Origin of the sequence: Butyrivibrio sp. INlla14, assembly GCF_900102515.1 — a bacterium.
GTDB lineage: Bacteria > Bacillota > Clostridia > Lachnospirales > Lachnospiraceae > Butyrivibrio.
Window position 1 is genome coordinate 169,691 of record NZ_FMVS01000006.1, and the last position, 23,508, is coordinate 193,198.

The window sequence follows — 23,508 nt, forward strand, 5'->3', positions numbered from 1 at the left end:
TTGTGCCCGGAATCAGCTGATGTTGCTATTGGAACTATGACAATTGAATAAGGAGGAGAATTGCGTATGGATTATGAACAGTTCAAAGAAACACTTGCAGACGATGTAAAAGCTCGTATTGCAGAGACTGAGATCGGAACCATTGATGTGGAATTCCATGAGGTAAACAAGGTCAATTATGGCTATGAGGCTATGACTGTTAAGCCGGAGGATGAACGTATCGGAGTGAATCTGAATGTGGATCAGCTCTTCGAGAAATACCAGGAGACCGGTGACTATGATCAGGTGCTGGGTGGTGCCGTTGATGCGGTACAAAGAGGTTTTGAAAACAGACCTGACATTGATCTTAATTCCTTAACGGATTATGAGGCAATGAAGTCCAAGCTTTCGCTGGAAGTAATTTCCAAGGAGACCAACGCGGATGTTCTTGAGAATGTCCCTCATAAGGATATGGAGGATATGGCTGTTGTTTATCGTTTTGTACTTGATAGCGACTCAGCAGGCAGAAGCTCTGTACTTGTCACCAACAACATGCTGGATAACTACGGCATTACTCCTGAACAGCTCAATCAGGATGCATTGGAGAATGCTCCGGTTATAAGACCCGCTGAGATCAAAGGCATGTCTGAAGTGATGTATGAAATTATGGGTCCGGATGCTGAGGCCATGGGAATTCCTCAGATTGATCCAAAGGATGAGCAGATGTTTGTTGCTACCGTTCCTGACAAGACCGGTGGTGCTGGCGTTATCGCATATCCGAATTTCATGGAGGAAGCTGCTGAGAAGGTAGGTGGCAGTTACTTTGTACTTCCATCCTCTCTGCATGAGGTTATTCTGGTGCCTGATGATGGCAGAATGAGTGCTTCTGAGCTTGAGAATATGGTAAAGGAAGTCAATGCTACTCAGGTAGATCCGCAGGATAAGCTTACCGACCACGTTTATCACTATGATGCTAACGAGCATATCTTTGAGCTTGCTGACAAGTTCGCTGCTCGTGAGCAGGAAAAGGATGCTGAGATCGAGGCTGGTGAGAAAGGTTCTGTAGTCCAGGACTTGAAGGACAAAAAGAAGGAGATTGCTGAGAAGGATAAGGCCAAAGAGCCTGCTGAGAAGGTAGCTCATAAGTCCAAGGAAGCTTCACTTTAAAAGAGACATAAGATTGGGCTGCTCTGTAATGGGGCAGCCTTTTTCAGTGGAAGGGAGGTATTATTATGGGCTTCGCATCGGGAGGAATGCAGAATATTCCACGCGACAGATCAAAGCATGATGCAATACTACCCAGTAATTGCAAGCATCCTTGTTCGTATGGTTATGGCAGGGCATTTTGTTGGCCTTGCACTAAGGACATAGTGGATGAACACAGAAAAAAGAAGGAGTTAAAACCAGCTCCGGCTCATTAAGGAGGCAGAGATGGAATTTGAATATTTCAGCCAGGATCAGTCGGAACAGTTTACCTTTTATCGAATACCCAAAGTCTTGTTTCAGGATATAGGGTTCAGCAGCTTATCAACGGATGCCAAGGTCTTATATGGCTTGTTTTTGGATAGAGTATCTTTATCCAAGAGAAATGGATGGATTGATGATCATGGAAGAGTATACGTCTATTACACGCTGCTAAGGATACAGGATGACTTGAGTTGCGCAAGCCAGAAGGCAATGAAACTTTTGAGAGAGCTTGAAGACTTCGGACTGATTGAAAGGGTGAAGCAAGGACAAGGCAAACCCACAAGGATTTATGTGATGAATTTCATACCTGTTCGGAAATCACCAGTCCAGACTGATGAAAATCACCAGTCAGGAATAGTGAAAATCACTAGTCCAGACTATCGAAAATCAAAGGGTAATAATACTGAGATAAATAACACTGATATTAATAATACCAATCCAATCCTATCCAAGAGAGAAATGGATGGGATTGGATTGGATGAAAGAAGTCAGTATCAGGAATATTTTAATCGTGCTCTTTCCATTGATATTTTGAAGGAGCGCTATCCTAACGATAAAGAAGTTCTGGAGTCAATTTATGAATTGATTATTGATACTGTCTGTAGCAGGCGAAAAACCATATGTATCGCAGGAGATGATAGACCTGCTGATGTTGTAAAAGGCAGATTTATGAAGCTCAATTCCAGCCATGTTGAATATGCTCTGGGATGTATAAATGAGACTACAACCAAAGTTCGTAACATGAAGCAATACATGTTGGCAGCTTTATATAATGCGCCGGTTACCATAGACAGTTATTACACAACCCTTGTACATCATGATATGGCAGAGGGGAAGATTTAGGAGGATAGAAAATTGAAGGAGTTATGTATAAGCATAGAGCTTGATCCCGTTAAAGATGGAATCAGCTTTGGCAGTGCGGAAGTCACAAGACCGGATGCTCATGCTGTAATTATTGGCACCAATGGCCAGGTTAAGCAGATTTCTATGTCTGAGGCTGTTGGAGTGATTAATGCTTTAGATAAATGTGGTTCAGCATTTACATTAGGCAGTAGTGATTACAGTGTAATCTACAACAAGACCAAGGTTTTTATGGCAGATTTACAGGATTATTTGGTGGGAAGTGTTCTCATTATGCACTACGATCCTGATAACGGCTCGCTTAGCCCTGTATATGATATGGAAATTGGAGAGCTTATGGAGTTGTTTGAAGCTCAGCTGGATACATTAAGAAGCGGGGATGTTTCTTTTGCAGCATTGCGCATCGGTTAGAGGGCGTGCCTATGGTAAATGAAGAATTAGCCAGAGAGTCCTTACGATTCGTGATGGATAAGGGAGTTAAGCCAACAGGAAGAGCAATGGTAAACATGCTCAAAGCTTATATCCGTCATAGGCATGATAAGAAATATTTTGGCAAGCCCAAGGTTAAGACCGGCAAGATGTCAGTAAAACAGCTCATTAAACAGGGACAGGGGGCACAGGCTATTGACCTATCCGGTGAGGGCGCTGCTGATTTCAAACGTATTGCCAAGAAATATGGCGTTGATTATGCCATAGTGAAGGATAAAACCACTGAACCAGCACATTATAAGGTCTTCTTTAAGGCAAAGGATGTGGATGCAATCAACAGTGTTATCGCTGAATATACAGCAAAGCAGATGAAGAAACAGCAGCATCCAAGAGCCAGTGTTCTTGAAAAACTCAAAAAGTTCAAGGAGATTGTTGGCAAGATGCCTCATAAAGAGCATGAGCACAGGAAGGAGCAGGCACGATGAATTCTAAGTTAAAAAAGAAAATCATCCTCAATGTTCCTTATGCAGCTATCGGACTAATTGCAACAAATCTAGGAGAAGCCTGGAGAATTGCAGAGTGCACCAATGTCTCAGAAAAGATACAGGGTTTGATAATTGGAGGAGGATTTCAGAATGCTTTTGCTAATCCGCTTCCAAGCTTATGGCCTTTTGATCTGATGGTTGGAGCTGCGGTTGCCGGAGGACTTCGGTTGGCTGTTTATCTTAAGGGTAAGAATGCCAAGAAGTTTCGGCACAATGAGGAATATGGTTCTGCCAGGTGGGGCAAACCTGTCGACATAGAGCCATTTGTAGATCCTGATTTTGAGAACAACGTGATTTTGTCTCAGACGGAGCGCTTGACTATGAGTTCCAGACCGCCGCAGCCAAAATATGCAAGGAATAAGAATGTCCTTGTTGTAGGTGGTTCTGGCTCAGGTAAGACGAGGTTCTTTATCACTCCAAACCTGCTTCAATGCACAAGCAAGAAGTATCCTTGTTCCTTTGTGGTAACAGATCCCAAGGGAGGCCTGATTGGTGATACGGCACATGCACTGCTGAAAAATGGATATCGCATCAAAGTGTTTAATACTATCAATTTCAGCAAATCCATGAGATATAACCCGTTTGCTTATATTCACAGTGAGAAGGATATCCTGAAGCTCGTAACCACGCTGATTGCCAACACCAAAGGTGAAGGAAAAGGCGGAGATGAGTTCTGGGAGAAGGCTGAAACGCTGTTATATACGGCACTTATCGGCTATCTGCATTATGAAGCACCAGAGGAGGAACAGAATTTCAAGACGCTCTTGGATATGATCAATGCAATGGAAGTCCGAGAGGATGATGAGGAGTTCAAGAATCCAGTAGATTTAATGTTTGAGGAGCTTGCGGAGAAGGATGAAGATCACTTCGCAGTTCGCCAATATGCTAAGTACAAACTTGCGGCGGGCAAGACAGCGAAATCTATTCTTGTTTCCTGTGGTGCAAGACTAGCTGCCTTTGATATTAAAGAAGTCAGAGACATCACAGAATATGATGAATTGGAGCTTGATACGTTAGGAGATGAGAAGACGGCATTGTTTCTGATTATGTCAGATACGGACCCGACCTTTAATTTCCTGATTGCTATGATTTACACGCAGATGTTCAATCTTCTGTGTGAAAAGGCAGATGATAAGTATGGTGGAAGACTCCCGGTACATGTACGCTGCCTTGTTGATGAGGCGGCTAATATCGGTCAGATCCCGAATCTGGAAAAGCTGGTGGCGACAATCCGAAGCAGGGAAATCAGTGCTTGCCTGGTACTTCAGGCAAAGTCACAGCTAAAAGCAATATACAAGGATAATGCGGAAACCATCATCGGTAATATGGATACGCAGATTTTCCTTGGTGGTTCTGAAAAGACCACGCTTAAGGATTTATCTGAGGCACTTGGTAAGGAAACCATTGATATGTACAACACAGGTAATACCAAGGGTTCTCAGGAATCATACAGCATGAATTATCAGAAACTTGGAAAAGATCTGATGAGCATGGATGAGCTGGCAGTTATGGATGGTAGTAAATGTATCGTGCAGGTAAGAGGCGTGAGACCTTTTTTCTCTGATAAATACGACCTGACACAGCATCCAAACTACCATCTGACAGCTGATGCCAGCAAGAAGAATTATTTTGATGTTGAGAAATACTTACATCATAGAATGACATTAAAGGCAGATGACGAATATGAAGTCATCCCTGACAACAAGGAAAAGGGGTAAAACAATGGATACAGCAGTATATAACAGTATAGAGGAATGTTTTGAGGCATAACCAGTGCATCATCCTTTGTGGGAGCTTTTACTGGTGCAGTCAGTGATTCTACGGTGGCAACTTCATATACGGCAGATGATTCTGAAATACTTGCAGTGGAGCAAAGCTATAAGGACTTGGAAACAGACCTTCAGAATACGGTAAATAACGTGCCATATGACCATCCTGGCTATGATGAGTACAAGTATGACCTGTCTGAAATCAATCATAATCCTTACCAGCTTGCAGCGCTTCTGACTGTATTGTATGAGGATTACACCGAGGAAGAAGTGGAGGAAAAGCTTCAGGAGATTTTTGATGCTCAGTACGAATTGACACTGACTCCGGTTATTGAAATCAGGACAAGGACAGAGACTCGCACAGGTACAAGGACTGTCCATCATTCTGATGGCACAACAACTACCGAGACCTATACCTATGATGTTGAGGTTCAGTATGAATGGCACATCATGAAGACAAAGCTTACCAATGAGACCATGGATGCTGTGGTCAGAAATATGGGGCTTACAGAAGATCAGATGGCAAGATATGAGCTGCTGTTGGAAACACAGGGTAATAAGTCCTATCTCTTCTCTGGTGATATCTATGCAAACCCTGATCCGGTAGAAGAAGGTGAGGAATATGATATCCCTGCTGAAATGCTAACTGATCAGGAATTTGCCAACATGATACGTGAGGGAGAGAAGTACATTGGCATGGAATATGTCTGGGGCGGTTCTTCTCCATCCACAGGATTCGATTGTAGCGGATTTGTAAGTTACGTTATCAATCACTCTGGTAATGGATGGAATGTGGGCAGGCAGACAGCAAATGGACTACTCGTGAATTGTTGTACCAGAGTATCAAGAGCTAATGCTCAGCCGGGAGATCTTATCTTTTTCAAGGGAACTTACAACACATCCGGTGCATCCCATGTGGGCATCTATGTAGGCAACGGAATGATGTTGCACTGCGGTAATCCCATAAAATACAGCTCTATAGAAACTAATTATTGGCGTAAACACTTTTATACATTTGGAAGAATCAAAGATTAGGAGGGAAAAGCATGTATGAACGTCTTGACAGGCTTCGTGAAGAAGTCAGCCGTCTGGAAAAACGCAGAGATGATGTAGAAGAGCGACTAAAGGCGGCAAAGCAGAAATTAAAGGAGGCAGAGGCAAGTCAGATTTTGTCTGAGGTAGGAGCACTTAAGCTGACACCGGAACAGGTATCACAGTTCTTGCAAATGGCTGCATCGGGGCAACTTCCCACAATGGTACAGAACCCTGGCATGGGAACTTCTGCTATAGCTTCTGATGATGTTCCAAATTACAGCAGAAGTTTGGATGAGGATGAAGAGGATAAGGAGGACTACTTAGATGAAGATGAATAAGATATCAAAGAGACTGATGGGAGCTGTGGCGATTGCTGCAGCTTTTTTTGTTGGAGCTGCACCCATGACTGCCCTCGCTTATACAGGTGAAGAGGCAGAAGAGGAATATGTTATCGAGGTGGAAGAGGAAGAACCGGAGGAGGCTGTCGAGGAAGAGCCTATGGGACCGCTTACTCCTGATGGAAATATGACTCTTGTTGATGATTATGGAACATTGGAAGTAGGAGGTAAGCAGTTCATCACTGTTGTAACCAAGAGTGGCAATTACTTCTATATCATCATTGATCGTGACGACCAGGGAGATGAGACAGTTCACTTCCTGAATATGGTAGATGAGGCAGATCTTCTTGCTCTCATGGATGATGAGGAAAAAGAGGCATACCTTGATTCCATTGGAGCTGACAAGGAAGAGACTGTGGAAGAACCAGAGGCAGAGCCTGAAACTGAAGAACCGGAAGTTAAGCCAAAGAAAAAAGGCGGTCTTAGTCCGGCTGCTATCGTTGCACTAATAATATTCCTTGGTGCCGGTGGATTTATGGGCTTTAAGTACTTGAAAGAAAAGAACCAAAAGTCCAACGCTGATAGACCAGATCCGGATGAGGATTATTCAGAGGATGAGGACGACTATCTGATTGGCTCTGATTACGATGGTGAGGTAGAGCTACAGCCGGAAGAAACTGACGTAACTGAAGATGATGAATAAATGTGTAGGTGGCAAGGACAGTAATCTTTGCCACCTGTTTTTATGGAGGAAAGACAATGGCTAGGAAATCAAAGTATATGGCATACCAGGATGCATATAACAGACGAATGGAAGAGAAGGAACGCAGGAGAAAGATCATGGCTCAGAAGTCAGTTGTAGCCAAGCTCAAAAGCCTAAAGGCAGAAGGAAGAAAGCATGGTAAAAAATCCTAAGTATGATCCCAAAGAGGCTGCAGAGAATCGCAAGGCAGAGCTTAAGGACATAACGGAGAAGCTGGAACAGGGCGTTAAGGATGTTTTCGAAAGTGACAACTACAAGAAGCTCCTTGATACCATGGCAAAGTTCCCAAGGTATTCCATCAACAACAATATCCTTATCATGCTACAGAAACCGGATGCATCTCTTGTGCAGTCCTATACCGGATGGAAAAAGATGGGGCGTTTTGTGAAAAAGGGCGAGAAGGGAATCCGAATACTTGCGCCTGCTCCATACAAGATTGAGAAGGAACAGGACAAGCTGGATGGTAATGGAAAGGCAATCCTGGATAAGGATGGCGAGGCGGTAAAAGAGAAGATTGAGATTAATCTGACTGCGTTCAAGCCATGCAGTACTTTTGATATTTCCCAGACTGAAGGTGAGCCTATTCCAACGATTGGAATATCGGAGCTTTCAGGAAGTGTTGATGGCTATGAAACCTTGTTTGAAGCATTGAAGCAGGTGAGCCCTGTTCCTGTAGGCTTTGAAGATATCAAGTCCGGAGCAAAAGGGTACTTTCATCTGGAGGATAACCGAATTGCTATCAATAAGGGCATGAGCCAGGTGCAGAATGTTAAAACGCTGATTCATGAGATGACGCATGCAATGCTTGATAACAAGGATGCGCAGGCTGCCCTTGATCAGAAGTCAACGAAGAATGAAAAAGAGGCTACTGCGGAAAGTGTTGCTTATACCGTTTGTAAGCATTATGGCATCGATACTTCGGATTATAGCTTCGGATATGTGGCTACCTGGTCTAAGGGGAAAGAGCTACCGGAGTTGAAGGCATGCCTAAATAAAATCCGTGATACAGCATCCAAGATTATCACTTCAGTGGATGAAAAGGTTGAAGAGCTTACTGCTGGTAAAGCGGTTCAGACACAGGCAAATGAAAAGGATGCTGCCACTAAGGAACCAGCAGCTGAAGAGATAGTTGCTGATAGACCTGGCTATATCAAATTGACGGAACCTTATCGCCTAGAGCCGGATAGTTCGGATAAGCCTATTAAGCTACATAAGTCATCTGTTGTCGGGAAGATAAAAAAGCTGAAGGATGATATCACTAAGGCTTCTGATAATGCAACAAACAAGAATGTGAAAACAGAAGAATTCTGTCACTGATAAAGGAAAGAGAGGTAATCATTATGGCAAAAACAGTATTAGGTAAATGTCCTAATTGTGGGGAGAATGTAGTTATTGGCAAGTATGGCCCAAATTGCAGCGCAAAATGTGGAATGCGATTTGGCTATGCTATGGGAAGAAGACTTTCAGATCAGGAAGTTGAAACGCTTCTTGCAGGTGAGCATATTCTTCTTCGCAATCTCACAAATAAAGAGGGTACAGAATACAATGCTTATCTGACACCTAATGGCGTGCAGGAGTATTCCTACGAGAAGGATGGTGAGACCAAATCAGGCATCCAGTGGAAATTTGATTTTGAGTTCCCAGAGGATGATGAGCTTCCGGAAGAAGAGCCACCATTTGGAAATATTGACATTGATGATTCTGAATTACCGTTCAATTAAGGGAGGTAGCCTATGGCAGAAAAAGTTAAGAGAAAAATCCGTAAGTGGGATGAGGTAAATGGTGCTACTGAGATTGAGGATGTTGCAGACCCAGTTGATGCAGTGGAGGCTGCTGGCGCGGGTCCATCTATTAGCAGAAACTATATGCGCGGCATCGAGGACATGGTGGAACAGAATGATAATTCTTTTGATGGGGTTATCAATAATACGACTCCGCAGCCGGAACCTGATGGTGACGACCTGAAGAAAATCACTGAGCGTGAAGAAAAGGCAGCTGAGGAAAGAGAGTCTGTGATTGCTAAGATTAAAGAGCAACAGGAGAAAACCAAAGCTCTCATTCCACCGGAACCTCAGAAGAAACCAAGATCTCTATGCCCTGACAGAGAGATGTGCTGATATGGCTGATAAAACACGGAGGCTGGAAATCAGACTCACGCCGGAAGAGTTCGACCAGATAAGTGAACGAATGGAAGAGGCAGGTATCAGAAATCGAAGTGCTTTTATCCGAAAGATGGCAATTGATGGTTATGTGATCCGAATGGATTTATCAGATGTGCGAGAAGTCGTAAGACTTCTCCGCATCAATTCCAATAATCTTAATCAGTATGCCAAGAAGGCAAATGAGACTGGCAGCATTTATATCAGTGATATAAATGAGCTTCAATTGCAGCATGAAGAAATCTGGGAGGTAATCAGAGGTATTCTGAAACGTTTATCTGAAATGAATTAAGTAGCAGGAAGGAGAGCAGCATATGGCAGCTACAAGACTCATACCCATGCATCAGAACAAAGGCAGGAGCCTTAGACAGTGCATAGCGGATAGAACTGAATATGCCAAGAATGGCGAAAAGACGGAACATGGTCAATATGTAACTGCCTATGCTTGTGATCCCAAGACTGTGGAGGAAGAGTTCCTGTTATCAAAACAGGAATATCTGAATATCACCGGACGTAAACCCAAGGGAGATATCATTGCTTATCAGATCAGGCAGTCCTTCACTCCTGGTGAAATCAGTCCGGAGGAAGCCAATAAGGTTGGCTATGAGACGGCCATGCGATTTACCAAAGGTAATCATGCTTTTATAGTGGCAACTCATGTAGATAAGGCTCATATCCATAACCATATTATTTACAACTCCACCACCTTATCCTGTGACCGGAAATTCAGAAACTTCTTCCTATCATTTCTGGCACTTCAACGAGTATCAGATTTGGTATGCCTGGAACATGGCTTATCAGTAATCAAACCTCTTCCATATGGGGAAAGAGATAAGCGCACAGTATATCCGCAACGTCCATCCTTTCGTAGTAATCTCAGGAATCAGATAGATATGATTCTTGCTGATTCGGATATCAAAGATGTTGATATGTTTTTGACAAAGCTCAAGGATTCAGGTTATGAGATAAAGCGTGGAAAGCACATTGCTGTCAGAGGCGGAGAACAGAAACGCTTTATCAGGTTACGTTCACTGGGGGCTGGATATACCGATGAGGATATCCGAAGTCGTGTCCTCAAATTTGAGGAGACGAAAAAGCCTGAAGAGAAGAAATCATGGACGAGACCAAAGCGTGATTTTGACATGCTTATTGATATTCAAAAGAAGCTTGCCGAGGGTAAAGGTAAAGGATATGAGCGTTGGGCAAAGCTCTATAACGTCAAGCAGGTGGCAAAGGCTCTTATGTTTTTGCAGGATCATGGCATCCGAGATGATGAGACCTTGGAGCAGAAAACCAATGCTGCTTCTGATTATTTCAATGAATTATCCGCTTCTATCAAGAAGCAGGAGAAGAGGCTTGCGGAGATTTCTGATATCAGGAAACATATCGTCAATTATATGAGGACTAAGGATGTGTATGCTGCATATCGTAAATCCGGTTATAGCAAGAAATTCCTGGAAGAGCATCGTGCAGAGATACTACTACATAAGGCAGCCAAGCAAGCTTTTGATAAGCTTCAGGTAAAAAAACTGCCAACGATAAAAGCCTTGAATTTGGAATATGCTCAGGTACTTGACCGAAAGAAAAAGCTCTATGCAGAATATCGGAAGGCTAAGAAAGATATGAGCGATTATCAGGTGGCAAAGCATGACATCGACCAGATACTGAATCTGGATGCTGAGAAAAAAGAGCAGCAGAGACAGAAATCCCGAGAGACAACTTTATAATTTCTATTATTTCATTACATGGGGAGTTTACCGGAATGTTTAACCGGCATGCTCCCCGTTCTTTTCATTTCTGATGATATTTCCACAGATGCAGTTAGCGTTTGCAGAGCAAATGCGTAGCCCAGCCCACAGGGCTGTCACAGGGGATTGGGGATGTGCCTCCAACAAGCAAAAGCCTTCTTGTACGGAAGAAGGCATTGCTTGCAAAGTAGATAAAACTGATAAAATGATAAAAGGAATCTACTATTTGCTTTAAAAATGATGATATTAGAAGATGCCTATGATAAAATTAGCATTATGTGATTCAAGCTAATTATGCAGCGTTTTATGCAGAGCAGGAAGGTATATAAAATGACAGTTGAGAAAATGCGTGAGCTTTTGTCTGATGATGAGAAAATCACGATTGAGTATAAGGAATGCGCTCATGGAGTCCAGAAAGATGTTTATGAAACGGTAAGTTCCTTTTCCAATAGATATGGTGGCTATATTATAATGGGTGTCCTTGATGGAGGGGTTCCTGTTGGCGTTCATAAAAATCTTGTTAAGGATATGAAGAGAGAATTTGTAAATGCTCTGAACAATCCAAATGTTATGTCTCCAACTCTTTATCTTTCACTTGAAGAAATGGAGTATGATGGGCACATTCTTTTATGGACATATGTGCCACCTACTTCGGTTGTTGAGAAGTGTTCCGGAAAGATATATGACAGAAATGAAGATGGAGATATGGATATCACTGACTCTCCGATTCAGTTACAGAATATGTATAACCGAAAAAGCAATACCTATGCTGAACACAAAATATTTCCATATGTGAAGGATGAAGACCTAAAGCTGGAATTAATGGAAAAAGTTAAAAATCTTGTGAAGAGCAAGAAGCCGGATCATGATTGGTTGAGCATGACGGATCGGCAAATTATGATCAGCGCAGGTCTTTATGAGAAAGACTTTTCGTCAGGGCTTGAAGGATATAATCTTGCGGCTGTGCTGCTTTTCGGAAAAGATGAGGTTATAAAATCCTGCGCACCGGGATATCAGACGGATGCTTTGTATCGCGTTGAGAATCTGGATCGTTATGATGACAGAATTACAGTGCGTACAAATCTTATAGAGAGCTATGAGCTCTTGATGGAGTTTATAGCAAAACATACTTCTGATAAATTTTATCTGGTCGATAATATCAATACAAGCATAAGAGACCTGATAGCACGTGAGGTTGTAGCCAATATTCTAATACATCGCGATTATGCCAGTGCCTTTCCGGCGAAACTTATTATTGAAGAAAATTGGATACGTACTGAGAACTGGTGCATTCCAAGAAAACATGGAAATCTTATGAGCGATGAGTTTACTCCTTACCCAAAGAATCCGTTGCTTCAGGGATTTTTTACTAACATAGGAAGGGCAGATGCTATTGGTTCCGGTGTAAGAAATCTGTATAAGTATGTTCCTGTATATTCCGATGGTGGCAAACCTGAACTGTTTGAGGATGATGTATTCAGGATATCCATTCCGCTTAATAAGGTAGCTTCAGATGAGACAATGATGGATAAGAAACTATCTGACAGAGAACAGAAGATTTATGACATGATATGTGACAATAATCATCTTACCGTTGAACAGGTAATGGCAGAACTTGATATTTCAAGGGCTACTGTATTTAGGGATTATAAGAAGATTCGTGATCTTACCGGAGTATCATTTGATAAAAACTCGGGCACATGGATTTTTCCTCGTTAAGTCTTAAGTATCATTGCAAGTCTCACTAGTCTCACAACTATAATGAGACTGATGAGACTGTGTTTATTTATTGGAGACAATGCAATGCTGGAGAATATTGGGAATTTGAGATTTTGTAGTCTCATGTGAGTCTCGTGATAGTCTCATTTTTGTATGAGACTGATGAGACTGATATTATGGATGAAAATAGATTTTTGATGCTCTGAAACAAACGGTTGGTTCCATTTCAGCTACCGTTTGAGGAAGATCGGTTTAAAAAGCTATGTAGTTGTCGATATAATAATTATAGTATGAAAGGCCAAGGAGAGCATTTGAAAGGAAATCCTTTCAAGGGCTCTCTTTTTAGGGTATGAAAAATGAGAATAATAGTATGTGATGATGAACCGGCAATCAGGAATCAGGTCAAAAAACTTGTATTACAGGAGAATGAGGGAGCGGAAGTGCGCTTGTGCAAATCTGCGGAGGAGGTTCTGAAGAATCCGGATGCAGATTTGCTTTATCTTGATATACAGCTTGGAGAGATGAGCGGGATCGAGGCAGCAAAGCAACTACGCTCTGCTGGAAATAATACTCCGGTTATCTTTATCTCAGGAATAAAGGACTACATATATGAAGCGTTTGATGTCGGAGCGTTCTGGTATCTGATCAAACCTATAGAAAGAGAGCAGTTTCATCATGTGTATGAAAAGGCGGTAGCCGAGATTACAAAGCATAATGAAGTTAAAAGTGAGACTTTGCTGTTTACCACAAGAAAGAAGAACTATTCTTTGAGTCGAGATCAGATCATTTATGTGGAAAACGCAGGAAAAAAAGTAATTATGCATACCACAACCGGCAATATAGAGATATATGCATCTATGGCAGAAATGGAAGAAAGGTTGGGAAGAGCTTTTTTCAGATGCCATAGGGGATTTCTCGTGAACATGAATCATATTTCTTCATATTCAGGCGAAGGAATCAGTATGAGTAATGGGAAAAATGTATTTCTTGCCAGAGAGAGATACAGGGATTTTGTTGAAGGATATATGGGATTTTTGGAGAATGACTTATGAAAGAGATGCTTTTGGAGCTGGTGTCGGTATTACTTTTTACTATACAGGGGTTGATTTTGTCGTGGTATGCAGGTAAATTTGCTGCTTCAAGATTTGCGAAATACAGACTTGGAAAATACTATATCATCCCGGTTTATGTGGTGTTGCATGAACTGTTGTCACTTGTTTTCCCTGCAGAGCCAGGATTGGTATGGAATGTGATGGGGAAACAGGTTTTAGTATTAGTTCTGATATATTTGTGCATCTGGGGATCCTATGAGACTTATTTTCGTATGCGGATTTATATCAGCGTTACCTTTATGGCTGTCGGTGAGATTTGTTTTATTTTCGTGTTGGAAATCATGCAGCTTAGTCCGTTTTTATTTGAACAGTATATAAAGCAGGTGGAAACCGGAAAGATAAATACGGAGAAGTTTCAGGAATTGGTAGGAAATACAGCAGTTATCATGCAGATTTTTATGATGATTCTTTATGCTGCTTTTTTGTGGGGGCTGATTAGACTGATTACAAAGAATTTCCGCTTCAGAACGTTGAAAATAGGGGACGAAGAGCTACTTTTTCTGATCTGCCCTTCACTTACGGGACTTGCACTTGCGTCTATATTTCGTGGGACATTCTATTCAATAGATGGTGGAGTACCAAGTTTAATCTATGACAAATATCCGTTTTTATATTTTATGATACCGTTCACATTGGGGTTGATATTGGCTGAGATCATACTGGCAATCTTGTCTTACCAGAAAATCGCAAAGAAAAATGAAGAGGCTATTGGAAATACGATCTTAAAGGAACAGATGGAAGCGATGGAAGAGCATTTCAAGGAGATGGAAAGGAATCAGGAAGACAACAGGCGGTTGAGGCATGAATTAAAAAATATAATGACTATGGCACTCAGTCAGACAGGGAATGCAAATGTAAATGATGAATGGAAGGAATTTTTGTCTGATGTATCTGCCCGGGTATCAGAAAACTCACCAGAATTTTTGACAGGGAGCAGTGTGATAGACAGCCTTATTACGATGAAATATCACGAAGCTTTGGAGAGGATACCTGAAGTTGAGTTTCGGGCGAGTTCTTTCTTTTTACCGGAGTCATTAAAAATAAGAGTGTTTGATCTCTCAATTATCATCGGTAATGCACTTGATAATGCCATAGAAGCCTGCTGCAAGGTGAATCCGGAGCATATTCGGTTTATAGAGATAGCATCTGTAAAAAAGCGAGGGATGCTGCTTATCAATATCAGAAACTCCTTTGACGGACGGATTGAGGATTCTCCAGGAGAGAAGTTCCCAAAATCAACAAAGAGCAGTCCCGGAGAGCATGGTATTGGAATGGAGAACATGGAAAGGGTAGTTGACCGTTATTATGGCGGTATATCGTTTGAGACAGAGGGCGGTGTGTTTATATTGCATGTGATGATGCAGGACAGAGAACCGCTGAAAGAAAGATAAGTTTACGGTTCGTTCCATTTCGGGTACGATATCGAGAATGTGGCTTTAAAAGAAAAAACATATGTCGATATAAATGACAAGAAAGAATGTCAAAGGATTGACATATGTAAAATGTAAAGAGCCACGGAGGGCATCGGTGATTTGAGTGTATCGAATCATGGATGCCCTTTTATGTAAGGAGGATTACAGGATATGAATAATGCGATTAATGTAAATGGGATGACAAGATATCAAAACAGCTTTATTCAGTCGATGACGGCAAAGAAAACGAGCAGAGCAGAGACAAGTGTAGCACAGAATACCGGTTCCGAAGATAAGGATTCATTTATTTCTACGGTAAGGTCAAAGGTGGATGTTTCGGAGTCTGTTGAGATGCAAGGCGCAAAGGAAGTTACAGCTATTTCAACGAAGGATATGTCGCTGGAGGAGTACAAGAACTATATACATGATCAGATTTCTTCGTTTCCTTGGTGTGCAGATAAAATGGGGGACAATTATTCTATTCATATTTCTGATGATGGGTTTAAGGCAATGCAAAATGACCCTGAATATGAGAAGTGGGTTTTGGGGACAATGAAAGAAGCCTTTGCTACACCACTTCCTGGATGGGTTAGATCTATGGGAGGAAAAGATTTTGTTGTAGCTCATTATGGTGCTACAAAAGAAGAATGTTCTTGTACGGGCTGGTCTGTAGGATATCAGGGAGGAACCGGAGATAAAGTATGGGAAGCACAGTCAAAAGGTAGCTTCTGGTCAAAACGAGGTGAGGCAAGCAAGGCACAGGCAAGGCAGGATCGGAAACTTGCCGAAAAGAAGGCATTAGAGAAGAAGTGGCAGCAGGAAGCTATAGAGAAGAGGCAGGCATACACGGATTTTCTGAATGGAAAAGCCATGCTGAAAACGGATAGTCTGGAAGAGTTTAATAACATTTTCGCAACGCCGGTAGATGCGAAAGTGGCAGGAATAATGTCAGCATATGAGGCGGGGACTATCGGTGGTGGCGGATTGTTCTGAATATAAGAAAAATCTTAAGATTATGCAGATGCATTCTTTATGGAGGTCTAAGAATATGAATAACACAATCAATTTGAATGGGATGATGAGCCGTTATAATAGCATTATTCAGTCCGTTACGACGAAGAAAACAAGCAGATCAGAGACGAACGCAACGCAGAATACCGACTCCGGAGATAAGGATACATTTGTTTCTACGCTGAAGTCAAAGGTTGAGGTTGCGGAGACTATGGAGACACAGGGAACGCAGGCTGTGTCTACGAAGGATATGTCGCTGGAGGAGTATAAGAACTATATTCACGATCAGATTTCTTCGTTTCCGTGGCACCCGGATAATTTAGTGGATAATTATTCCATACATATTTCTGACGAAGGATTCAAAGCAATGCAGAATGATCCTGATTATGAGAAATATGTATTATCTGAGTTAAAGAAGACTTTTGCAACACCTTATCCTTCATGGGCACGTTCGATCAGAGGTAGCAGATATGTGAATTTGCAATTTGGCGCTTCAAAGGAAACAAGTAGTTTTACAAGTTGGAGTTCAGAATATGACAATGGCAAAGGGAAAAATATATGGGAGACTAAATCAGAGGATAGCTTCTGGTCAAAGCGTGGCGATGCAAGTAAAGTACAGGCAAGGCAAGGTCGGAAGATAGCTGAAAAGAAAGCTTTGGAGAAGAAATGGCAGCAGGAAGCTATAGAGAAGAGGCAGACATAAACGGATTTCCTGAATGGAAAAGCCATGCTGAAAACGGATAGTCTGGAAGAGTTTAATAACATTTTCGCAATGCCGGTAGATGCAAGGATATCAGGATTATTGTTGGCATATGAGGCGGGGACGATAAGTGCCGGAAATGGTTTTTGAATATTAAGATAGATCAAATGAAAAAAACCGCTCGGACCTTTCCGGGGAGCGGAGCTTCCTCTGAATGACAGATGGGGAGGCGGAAAGGAGATAAGATGGTAATGGAGGAAAGCTATCACAGGATGACCATTGAATCCGTACGATACAGCCAGATGATGGAAGGAAATTTTTTTGCATTTGGTGGATCTCCTGAAGCTATGTTGACAGCATATTCATCTTCATATTCGTCAGGTGCTATACCTGCGCTTGATGCAGGCAATGCAAGTTTAATATGATATACCGCTCGGACCTTTCCGGAGAGCGGAGCATTCCCTGACTGAAAGACGGGATGCGGAAAGGAGATTGTATGGGAATAAGTGCCGTAATGCCTTACGCAGCAGAAAGAGCAATTTATCCTGAAAAAGCAAAGCGGGATAAAAAGTCCTTTGGCAATCAATCATTTGAAATGGCAGTGAATGGACGGATGGAATCAGAGGATGACAAAACATCGTCTGTACCCGCCCGTAGTCGTGGTATGACAGTAACGAGCAGTTCCGGTCTGACACTGCACTATGAAAAAGAACGTGCTGACGGTTCAACATGCAAGTTTTCCTGGGTGGATGCACAGACAGGAGTAAATACCTGTGTTTATAAACCGGCAGACTTCAGTGAGGAGAATCCGATACTGCGTGTGGAAATCTGGGACAAAGACGGAAATCTTACGGAAAAAGATGTGAATCCGCTTGAGGTTAATCCTTCAAATGCTACCGGCGGTGAAATGGCAGCGTATTCTGTGTATCTGAAGGAAACCGGGCAATGTCAGAATACTGATATTTCTTTTCTTTGGACAAAAAGTAACCTGGATTCTACCGGTGAAACATATGATGGAGTCTCGCGCCTTAATTGGGAAAAACTTGGCAGGGAATGGCTCAAAATGCAGTTTGGAGCTGGCAATATGAAGGGGTATTATGATTACTTGCCGTATTATCAATTGCTGAAGCAACAATGTGCTTTATTCGGAGGCTCATCATTTACAGAAAAGGGAGATGACAAACAACTGGGGAGATTTTATTCTGCTGAAGAAATGCAGAAAATGCAAGAAGATTTGATGGCGAGAAATTTGGCTAAAAAGCCAAAACTGAGCGCAACAGAGATATACAGGCAAAACCACCCAGAGTATAACGGAGAAGCAATCTTTCGATTTGGGAATAGTGCGAAACTGTATACGGCGGAAGAGATTGAAAAACTGAGGATGGCGAATATTGTTTATCAACCATAATGATGATTCAGCTTGAATAAGTAGATCGCTCAGACCTTTCAGGAGAGCGGTAGTTCTCCTGAATGACAGAAGGGGAGCAGAAAGGAGTTTAATGGAAGTAAGTGCTGTAATGTCTGATGTAACAGGAAAAGCATTATATCCTGAAAAAATAAAGAATAACAAGAGTCTGGGCAATTATTCGTTTGAAATGACTGTTAAAGGACGCATGAAAGACAAGAATTATGCTTCTATGACAAAGGATGAAATGATGGAATCTCTGTCGAGGAGCAAAGAAGAGATCAGCTCAATTCAAAGAAAATGAGTAGCTTCAGTTATTGGGACAACATGTTTAATGACATCGGCGGCAATTATGAACGCATATGGTCCGATGAAGAGATGAAGCAGTGACATTTGTATCAATAATGACACGAGGAAGATGCAGAATGGTTTTTATAAATAATTCAATGGCAAAACAGTTATCTCCAGCAAATATGCTGCCGCGAAAGGCAGCATCAAAGAAAACAGACACGTTTTGAGCTTATTGCATAAAGGTAGTATATACAAGAATCTGTCATTATTCGGGAGACCGGATAATGGCAGTTTTTTACTAATAGGGGAAATCCTGTAACTATCCAACCGATTGCACAAAGGTTTGAAAACTGTGAGTTTCAGCATCTATCTTACTTTTCTACCATAATCCTGAGAAAAACAGGAAAGGAAGGCCAGGATATGCCTAGAAAAGAACGGTTAAATGATGTTGATTATAAAGAAATGGGAAGAAGAGTCAAGAAAGCTCGGAAAGAAAAAGGCTTTGAATTATCAAAGGACTTTGCGGAGACAATCGGATATGAGGCAAAAACTTATTCTTCGCTTGAGAGTGGCAGTGTTCCATGGAGCCTTGATTTTGCAATTATACTTCATCGTACTCTTGATATTGATTATGACTATCTGCTTACAGGCGTTGTTGGTGGTGATTCTGAAGGACAACGTTGTAGAGAAATTGTTGACAGAATACTTGTTGAGGGCACAGAACGTGATGAGGAAGGCCTTTATAAGTTGCTAAGTGAGTATGAAAGATTGTTGTTCAGAAATAATGATAAGAATTGATCAGAAACTAAGGTGATGTCAGGCATTTTTACTATATATGTACAGTTATCTTTTGTTCTGATTTTTCAAAACAGGTATATAGCTATGAGAGATGAAAAATGTATGAAGTGTATAACTGACACAAAAATAGTGAAACAAAAAAATGCTGTGGATCAAATAGATGAAGAAACAGCCAAGTCGTATCTTATAGAAATGGAAAAATTGGATAATAGGCTTCAAGATTTTTTTATCAAATCCAACTGTAATCATGATGAAATTATAAAACAGATGTTGCGACTGACAAATGAATTCTATCAAGCTGATTGGTGCGGTGTTCTTAACGTAGATATGAGTCTGGGGTTATGGTTACCTCTGTATTGGTACAGCAAGAAAACCGGTCTTATGGGAGAAACACTCATCAATGCTTTCGAAGCTTCTGATGATTTTAAAATATGGATAAAGGCTCTCAAGTCACGAAATATGGTTTATATAGCTGACAAATCGGCAATAGAGAAATCATTCCCAAAAGAAGCGGAGCAGTATAAACGATTAGGCGTAAATTCTGCTATGGGAGCTCCCTTTTACCAAGGAATAGATGGTTTCTTGGTAGTGAAGAATGCAAAAAGATTTTGCGATAACGGTATTTTGCTTAAAAATATGGCGTTTGCAGTATCCGGTGAGATAATGATGATGCAGGAGCAGGAAAATGAGTCTACCGGTGTATTTGATGAAGATTTACAGGAAGAGAATGACGTTTTGATCTCCCTTTTTGACCATCTGCAAATTAGTAAGAAGCATCATGAAGTTAAACCCGATCTAATTGAAAATAAGGTTATTGGTCAGATGATTGCTATTCTGGCAATTAGTGATGCTGATGGAATTTCAAAGGATGAAATGTCTTCTCTTGTTAGATCGAGGCAAAGTACCGACGGCGTTGAAGTCGATAGCCTTAAGCATCATCTATTTAATTTTGGAAGAGAAACCAGCGGAATGTTTGAACGGGATAATAAGCTGATTATCACTTCTGATCTTGGAAATTATGTCTTTAATCACAGGTATCATATAAAAAGAGACCTGGATATATTTGATAATCTACTCCTGGAATCGGAGAAGTCCAATGATATTGAGAAAAAGCTTGAATGCCTGACAAGAGCTAAATTCTTGTACAGAAAGGGAGTGCTTCCAGCCTATAAGGATTTCCCCTGGATTCAGCATATTAGGAGCCAGTACGAGGCAAAATACGTTATGGTTGCTGAAAAGCTCTGTGAATTACTGTTCAAAAGGAGAGATTATTCTATTGTTGTTATAACAGCTATGGATGCAATCAAAACGGCTGGAGATACTGCCAAATTATGGTATTGGGCAATCACAGCAGCTGAGAACAGTGGTTCTAGGGGAGCTGCTGTGAAATATTACAATCAGGCAAGAAGCAAGCTGGAAGGCAATGCCTTTAAGACTTTGGAGGATATGCTTGATATAGAAGTCTGATTTTACGGACTGAGTTACACTCGACTTTCACTGTGAGTTACACTCCAGTTTCACCGCCACTTACACTTCACTTTCACTGACAAATAAACGATGAATCGTTATAATGGGTATCGTTGGTTATCGAAGAGTTAGTTTCTTCGGGGAGAATTTTATAGTTAAGCAGCGGTATGGAAAAAAGGAAAGCGAGTAATCTACGAGTATTCTCATCTTGTAAGTGCTTCCGGGTGGCTGCACATATTGGATGGAAGAATGGAAAAGAAAAGAAAAAAGAAAGATCTGGCAACAATTGGTGGAAGAATTAGGTACGCAAGGGAACTTAAAGGTCTGACGCAGGATGAGTTTTCTGAAAAGCTCAATTTGGAAAGCAGAACAAATATAGCATCTTATGAGCTTAATCGGAGAAACGTACCAAGTCTCCTGGTTGCTAATATGGCAAAGGTACTGGACGTGACGACAGATTTTATTCTGCTAGGTACAGCTGATGTGAAAAATGCTCCTTTACTGGATGATGACCATGCGGCAGTTATTACTATAATGAAGGATATCAAAACAACAGCCAGCAAAGAAGCTATTATGGAAGCAGTAAAAACCATATACAAAATGGAAAACAGAATATTGAACTGAAGCCTGTATGCCTGTTGGTGTACAGGTTATTTTTTTGCCCAGAATGTGTCACTATGACACATTATTTTTTTCGGATGTGTCAACTGTGGTACACGCTTGAGAGGCTTCAAGCCTTAACATAAATAACGAAGTAAATAATCTCAAAGCCTGAGATGGCCATAAGGCGGCGGGATGCATAAGGAATCATAAGACAAGAGATGTTTTATGAACTTATAGCACCCACCGTTTGTTTCTGCGCCATCTCAGATCTTTTCGCAGGAGCCGGTGGTATTACCATCTCACTCCTTCTTGCATTCCTGCCGCCAGGTCTAGGCGGAAAGGAAAATCAATGAGCAACATAGTTCCAAAGAATGAGTTCGGCATGTTTGTCGACGACAAGGGTGTTGCACGCGTTGATAGTCTGGCTGTTGCCATCGCATTTAATAAGCGTCATGACAACGTGGTCAGAGATATTAAAAATCTCGACTGCTCAGATGAATTCCGTGCCCTCAATTTTGAGGAGACGAATTATAACAGCGTGCAAGGGCACAAAAAGCCATGTTACAACATGACCCGGGATGGGTTTGTATTCCTGGTTATGGGATACAGGGGAAAGAAGGCTTCCAGTTTTAAGGAGGCGTATATCAAACGCTTCAATGAGATGGAGACTTTTATTAAGTTTCTCCTGGAGGCTAGACATGAGTTCCCACTTCTGACAGACAACATCAAGTTGATTAAGGAAGAGCCAAAGCCTTATCACTTTATGAATGAGTGCAATTTACTTAACAGGATAGCACTGGGATGTACAGCAAAAGAGTATCGGGAGTCGCATGGTATCAAGAAGGGTAAGAGCATCAGACCATATTTGACTAAGGAGCAGATCAGAAAAATTGATTTGTTGCAGCGTGCGGATATTGGACTTCTGATTTCAACACCTGATTTCAATCAGAGAAAGCAACTTCTTGAGTGGTATTTCATGAAGATCTCCGGGTGATAGGGAGGTGGACATGATAAAAGGAAATTTTTGCAAGACCTATGGAGAAGCTACTGCCCGTGACAGGGCAGAGCTGATCTATAGCCATTATTCATCTTTCCTTGGAATCATAGAGGATTGTAAGGCAAGACTAATATATGAAATCAAGGCTGAGAAGGAGTATTGCCGCAGCCACCACAAGGATGATCTGGGTGTTAGAGTTCAGACATCCATTGGCACCAGTGATACTACTGGGGATGAAGCTATTCTTAACGTGACTTTGGCAGAACAATTGGATAGTGACAAGCTTCCGAATCTGAAAGGAATTGACTTGGAGGCGCAAGAACAGTTTCGTGCCAGGCATCGGGTAATAGTGATGATGAGGGATGAGTACACTGCTTTCGATAAGCATCTGTATTCTCTTAGTGCAGATGAGCAGAAGATTATTTTCCCTGTATTGAAGCACACAAAGGACTATTACCAGATTGCTCAGGAAGAGAATATCACTGTTGAAACCGTGAGAAAACGTGTCAGTAGGACACATAAGAACATTATTGAACATTTTGGAGAGATATTTATTGAGAGGTTACAGGGAGGTATGTGATGAACCTGGTTATTGATAATGACAACAGAGATTCTATTTTAAAGGAATCTGATGGAAAGCAGACAGTACTTATAAAGGATAAGGTTGCTCTCACCATAAGAGAGGCTGCGGAGTATTCCAATATTGGCATCAACAAAATCGAGAGTCTGTTGAGATCTCCCAGATGTCCGTTTGTTCTTTATGTGGGTAAGAAGAAGTTGGTAAAACGCAAAGAGTTCGAGAAGTATATCTCGGACAATATTGAAATCTAAAGCCCGTGCCGGATTGGCGCGGATGAAAAATGAAGTAACATTGATAAGAAGCCCTGGTTAGTGTATAAT

At 41.5% G+C, this 23,508-nt stretch carries 28 protein-coding genes; all 28 read left to right on the forward strand.

The annotated features are described in order from the left end of the window. Window positions 1-66 precede the first annotated feature (66 nt). The 28 genes from BLO53_RS05415 to BLO53_RS05550 all read left to right on the forward strand — a co-directional run bounded on the left by BLO53_RS05415 (window position 67) and on the right by BLO53_RS05550 (window position 23,439). Window positions 67-1,146 (forward strand): DUF5688 family protein, encoded by a 1,080-nt coding sequence (locus tag BLO53_RS05415; protein WP_092059508.1) that lies wholly within the window; start codon window positions 67-69, stop codon window positions 1,144-1,146. 264 nt (window positions 1,147-1,410) lie between these two features. After that, a complete protein-coding gene (locus BLO53_RS05425; RefSeq protein WP_092059512.1) occupies window positions 1,411-2,289 on the forward strand; it encodes a DUF6017 domain-containing protein in 879 nt (292 codons plus the stop codon). A gap of 12 nt (window positions 2,290-2,301) precedes the next feature. Continuing rightward, window positions 2,302-2,718 (forward strand): hypothetical protein, encoded by a 417-nt coding sequence (locus BLO53_RS05430; protein ID WP_092059514.1) that lies wholly within the window; start codon window positions 2,302-2,304, stop codon window positions 2,716-2,718. An 11-nt stretch (window positions 2,719-2,729) separates the two neighbouring features. Further along, window positions 2,730-3,221, forward strand: a complete 492-nt coding sequence (locus BLO53_RS05435) for a PcfB family protein (protein ID WP_092059516.1) — start codon at window positions 2,730-2,732, stop codon at window positions 3,219-3,221. Then, window positions 3,218-4,999 carry a VirD4-like conjugal transfer protein, CD1115 family gene (locus BLO53_RS05440; RefSeq protein ID WP_092059518.1) on the forward strand — a complete coding sequence of 594 codons (1,782 nt, stop codon included), beginning with the start codon at window positions 3,218-3,220 and terminating at the stop codon, window positions 4,997-4,999. The genes BLO53_RS05435 and BLO53_RS05440 overlap by 4 nt, the downstream gene beginning before the upstream one ends. A 48-nt stretch (window positions 5,000-5,047) precedes the next feature. Then, complete coding sequence (locus BLO53_RS05445) at window positions 5,048-6,085, forward strand: C40 family peptidase (RefSeq protein WP_143003211.1); 1,038 nt, start codon at window positions 5,048-5,050, stop codon at window positions 6,083-6,085. Between the two features lie 11 nt (window positions 6,086-6,096). Next, window positions 6,097-6,423, forward strand: a complete 327-nt coding sequence (locus BLO53_RS05450; RefSeq protein ID WP_092059520.1) for a DUF4315 family protein — start codon at window positions 6,097-6,099, stop codon at window positions 6,421-6,423. Then, window positions 6,410-7,126 carry a DUF4366 domain-containing protein gene (locus BLO53_RS05455; protein WP_092059522.1) on the forward strand — a complete coding sequence of 239 codons (717 nt, stop codon included), beginning with the start codon at window positions 6,410-6,412 and terminating at the stop codon, window positions 7,124-7,126. The genes BLO53_RS05450 and BLO53_RS05455 overlap by 14 nt, the downstream gene beginning before the upstream one ends. 56 nt (window positions 7,127-7,182) lie before the next feature. After that, window positions 7,183-7,338 (forward strand): hypothetical protein, encoded by a 156-nt coding sequence (locus tag BLO53_RS19120; RefSeq protein ID WP_176757177.1) that lies wholly within the window; start codon window positions 7,183-7,185, stop codon window positions 7,336-7,338. After that, window positions 7,322-8,503, forward strand: coding sequence for an ArdC family protein (locus BLO53_RS05460; RefSeq protein WP_092059524.1), 1,182 nt, complete (start codon window positions 7,322-7,324; stop codon window positions 8,501-8,503). The genes BLO53_RS19120 and BLO53_RS05460 overlap by 17 nt, the downstream gene beginning before the upstream one ends. 23 nt (window positions 8,504-8,526) lie before the next feature. Further along, window positions 8,527-8,907 carry a hypothetical protein gene (locus BLO53_RS05465; protein WP_092059526.1) on the forward strand — a complete coding sequence of 127 codons (381 nt, stop codon included), beginning with the start codon at window positions 8,527-8,529 and terminating at the stop codon, window positions 8,905-8,907. Between the two features lie 12 nt (window positions 8,908-8,919). Beyond that, window positions 8,920-9,303 (forward strand): DUF4316 domain-containing protein, encoded by a 384-nt coding sequence (locus BLO53_RS05470; RefSeq protein WP_092059528.1) that lies wholly within the window; start codon window positions 8,920-8,922, stop codon window positions 9,301-9,303. 1 nt (window position 9,304) lies between these two features. After that, window positions 9,305-9,637, forward strand: a complete 333-nt coding sequence (locus BLO53_RS05475) for a plasmid mobilization protein (protein ID WP_092059530.1) — start codon at window positions 9,305-9,307, stop codon at window positions 9,635-9,637. A gap of 22 nt (window positions 9,638-9,659) precedes the next feature. Then, on the forward strand, window positions 9,660-11,072 hold the full coding sequence (locus BLO53_RS05480; RefSeq protein WP_092059532.1) for a relaxase/mobilization nuclease domain-containing protein: 1,413 nt from the start codon (window positions 9,660-9,662) through the stop codon (window positions 11,070-11,072). Between the two features lie 351 nt (window positions 11,073-11,423). Continuing rightward, window positions 11,424-12,812, forward strand: a complete 1,389-nt coding sequence (locus BLO53_RS05485) for an RNA-binding domain-containing protein (RefSeq protein WP_092059534.1) — start codon at window positions 11,424-11,426, stop codon at window positions 12,810-12,812. A gap of 356 nt (window positions 12,813-13,168) precedes the next feature. After that, window positions 13,169-13,864 (forward strand): LytR/AlgR family response regulator transcription factor, encoded by a 696-nt coding sequence (locus tag BLO53_RS05490; protein WP_092059536.1) that lies wholly within the window; start codon window positions 13,169-13,171, stop codon window positions 13,862-13,864. Further along, on the forward strand, window positions 13,861-15,315 hold the full coding sequence (locus tag BLO53_RS05495) for a sensor histidine kinase (protein WP_092059538.1): 1,455 nt from the start codon (window positions 13,861-13,863) through the stop codon (window positions 15,313-15,315). Before BLO53_RS05490 ends, BLO53_RS05495 begins: the two co-directional genes overlap by 4 nt. 192 nt (window positions 15,316-15,507) lie before the next feature. Beyond that, a complete protein-coding gene (locus BLO53_RS05500) occupies window positions 15,508-16,329 on the forward strand; it encodes a DUF6033 family protein (RefSeq protein ID WP_092059540.1) in 822 nt (273 codons plus the stop codon). A 55-nt stretch (window positions 16,330-16,384) separates the two neighbouring features. After that, window positions 16,385-17,050, forward strand: a complete 666-nt coding sequence (locus BLO53_RS05505) for a hypothetical protein (protein WP_092059542.1) — start codon at window positions 16,385-16,387, stop codon at window positions 17,048-17,050. Window positions 17,051-17,292: 242 nt separating this feature from the next. Then, complete coding sequence (locus tag BLO53_RS05510; RefSeq protein ID WP_092059545.1) at window positions 17,293-17,472, forward strand: hypothetical protein; 180 nt, start codon at window positions 17,293-17,295, stop codon at window positions 17,470-17,472. Window positions 17,473-17,543: 71 nt separating this feature from the next. Further along, the gene (locus BLO53_RS05515; RefSeq protein ID WP_092059547.1) at window positions 17,544-18,455 is read left to right on the forward strand and encodes a hypothetical protein; all 912 of its coding nucleotides are present in this window, start codon (window positions 17,544-17,546) and stop codon (window positions 18,453-18,455) included. A gap of 91 nt (window positions 18,456-18,546) precedes the next feature. Beyond that, a complete protein-coding gene (locus tag BLO53_RS05520) occupies window positions 18,547-18,756 on the forward strand; it encodes a hypothetical protein (protein ID WP_092059549.1) in 210 nt (69 codons plus the stop codon). A 407-nt stretch (window positions 18,757-19,163) separates the two neighbouring features. Beyond that, entirely contained in the window at window positions 19,164-19,541 is a 378-nt protein-coding gene (locus BLO53_RS05525) for a helix-turn-helix domain-containing protein (protein WP_092059551.1), read from the forward strand. A 102-nt stretch (window positions 19,542-19,643) separates the two neighbouring features. Next, window positions 19,644-21,008, forward strand: a complete 1,365-nt coding sequence (locus tag BLO53_RS05530; RefSeq protein WP_176757178.1) for a bacterial transcriptional activator domain-containing protein — start codon at window positions 19,644-19,646, stop codon at window positions 21,006-21,008. 249 nt (window positions 21,009-21,257) lie between these two features. Next, the gene (locus BLO53_RS05535) at window positions 21,258-21,632 is read left to right on the forward strand and encodes a helix-turn-helix domain-containing protein (RefSeq protein ID WP_143003213.1); all 375 of its coding nucleotides are present in this window, start codon (window positions 21,258-21,260) and stop codon (window positions 21,630-21,632) included. A gap of 328 nt (window positions 21,633-21,960) precedes the next feature. After that, window positions 21,961-22,605 (forward strand): Rha family transcriptional regulator, encoded by a 645-nt coding sequence (locus BLO53_RS05540; protein ID WP_092059557.1) that lies wholly within the window; start codon window positions 21,961-21,963, stop codon window positions 22,603-22,605. Window positions 22,606-22,618: 13 nt separating this feature from the next. Then, window positions 22,619-23,188: a hypothetical protein gene (locus BLO53_RS05545; RefSeq protein ID WP_092059559.1), complete on the forward strand. Its 570-nt coding sequence runs from the start codon at window positions 22,619-22,621 to the stop codon at window positions 23,186-23,188. Next, window positions 23,188-23,439 (forward strand): excisionase, encoded by a 252-nt coding sequence (locus BLO53_RS05550; protein WP_092059561.1) that lies wholly within the window; start codon window positions 23,188-23,190, stop codon window positions 23,437-23,439. Before BLO53_RS05545 ends, BLO53_RS05550 begins: the two co-directional genes overlap by 1 nt. Window positions 23,440-23,508: the final 69 nt, after the last annotated feature.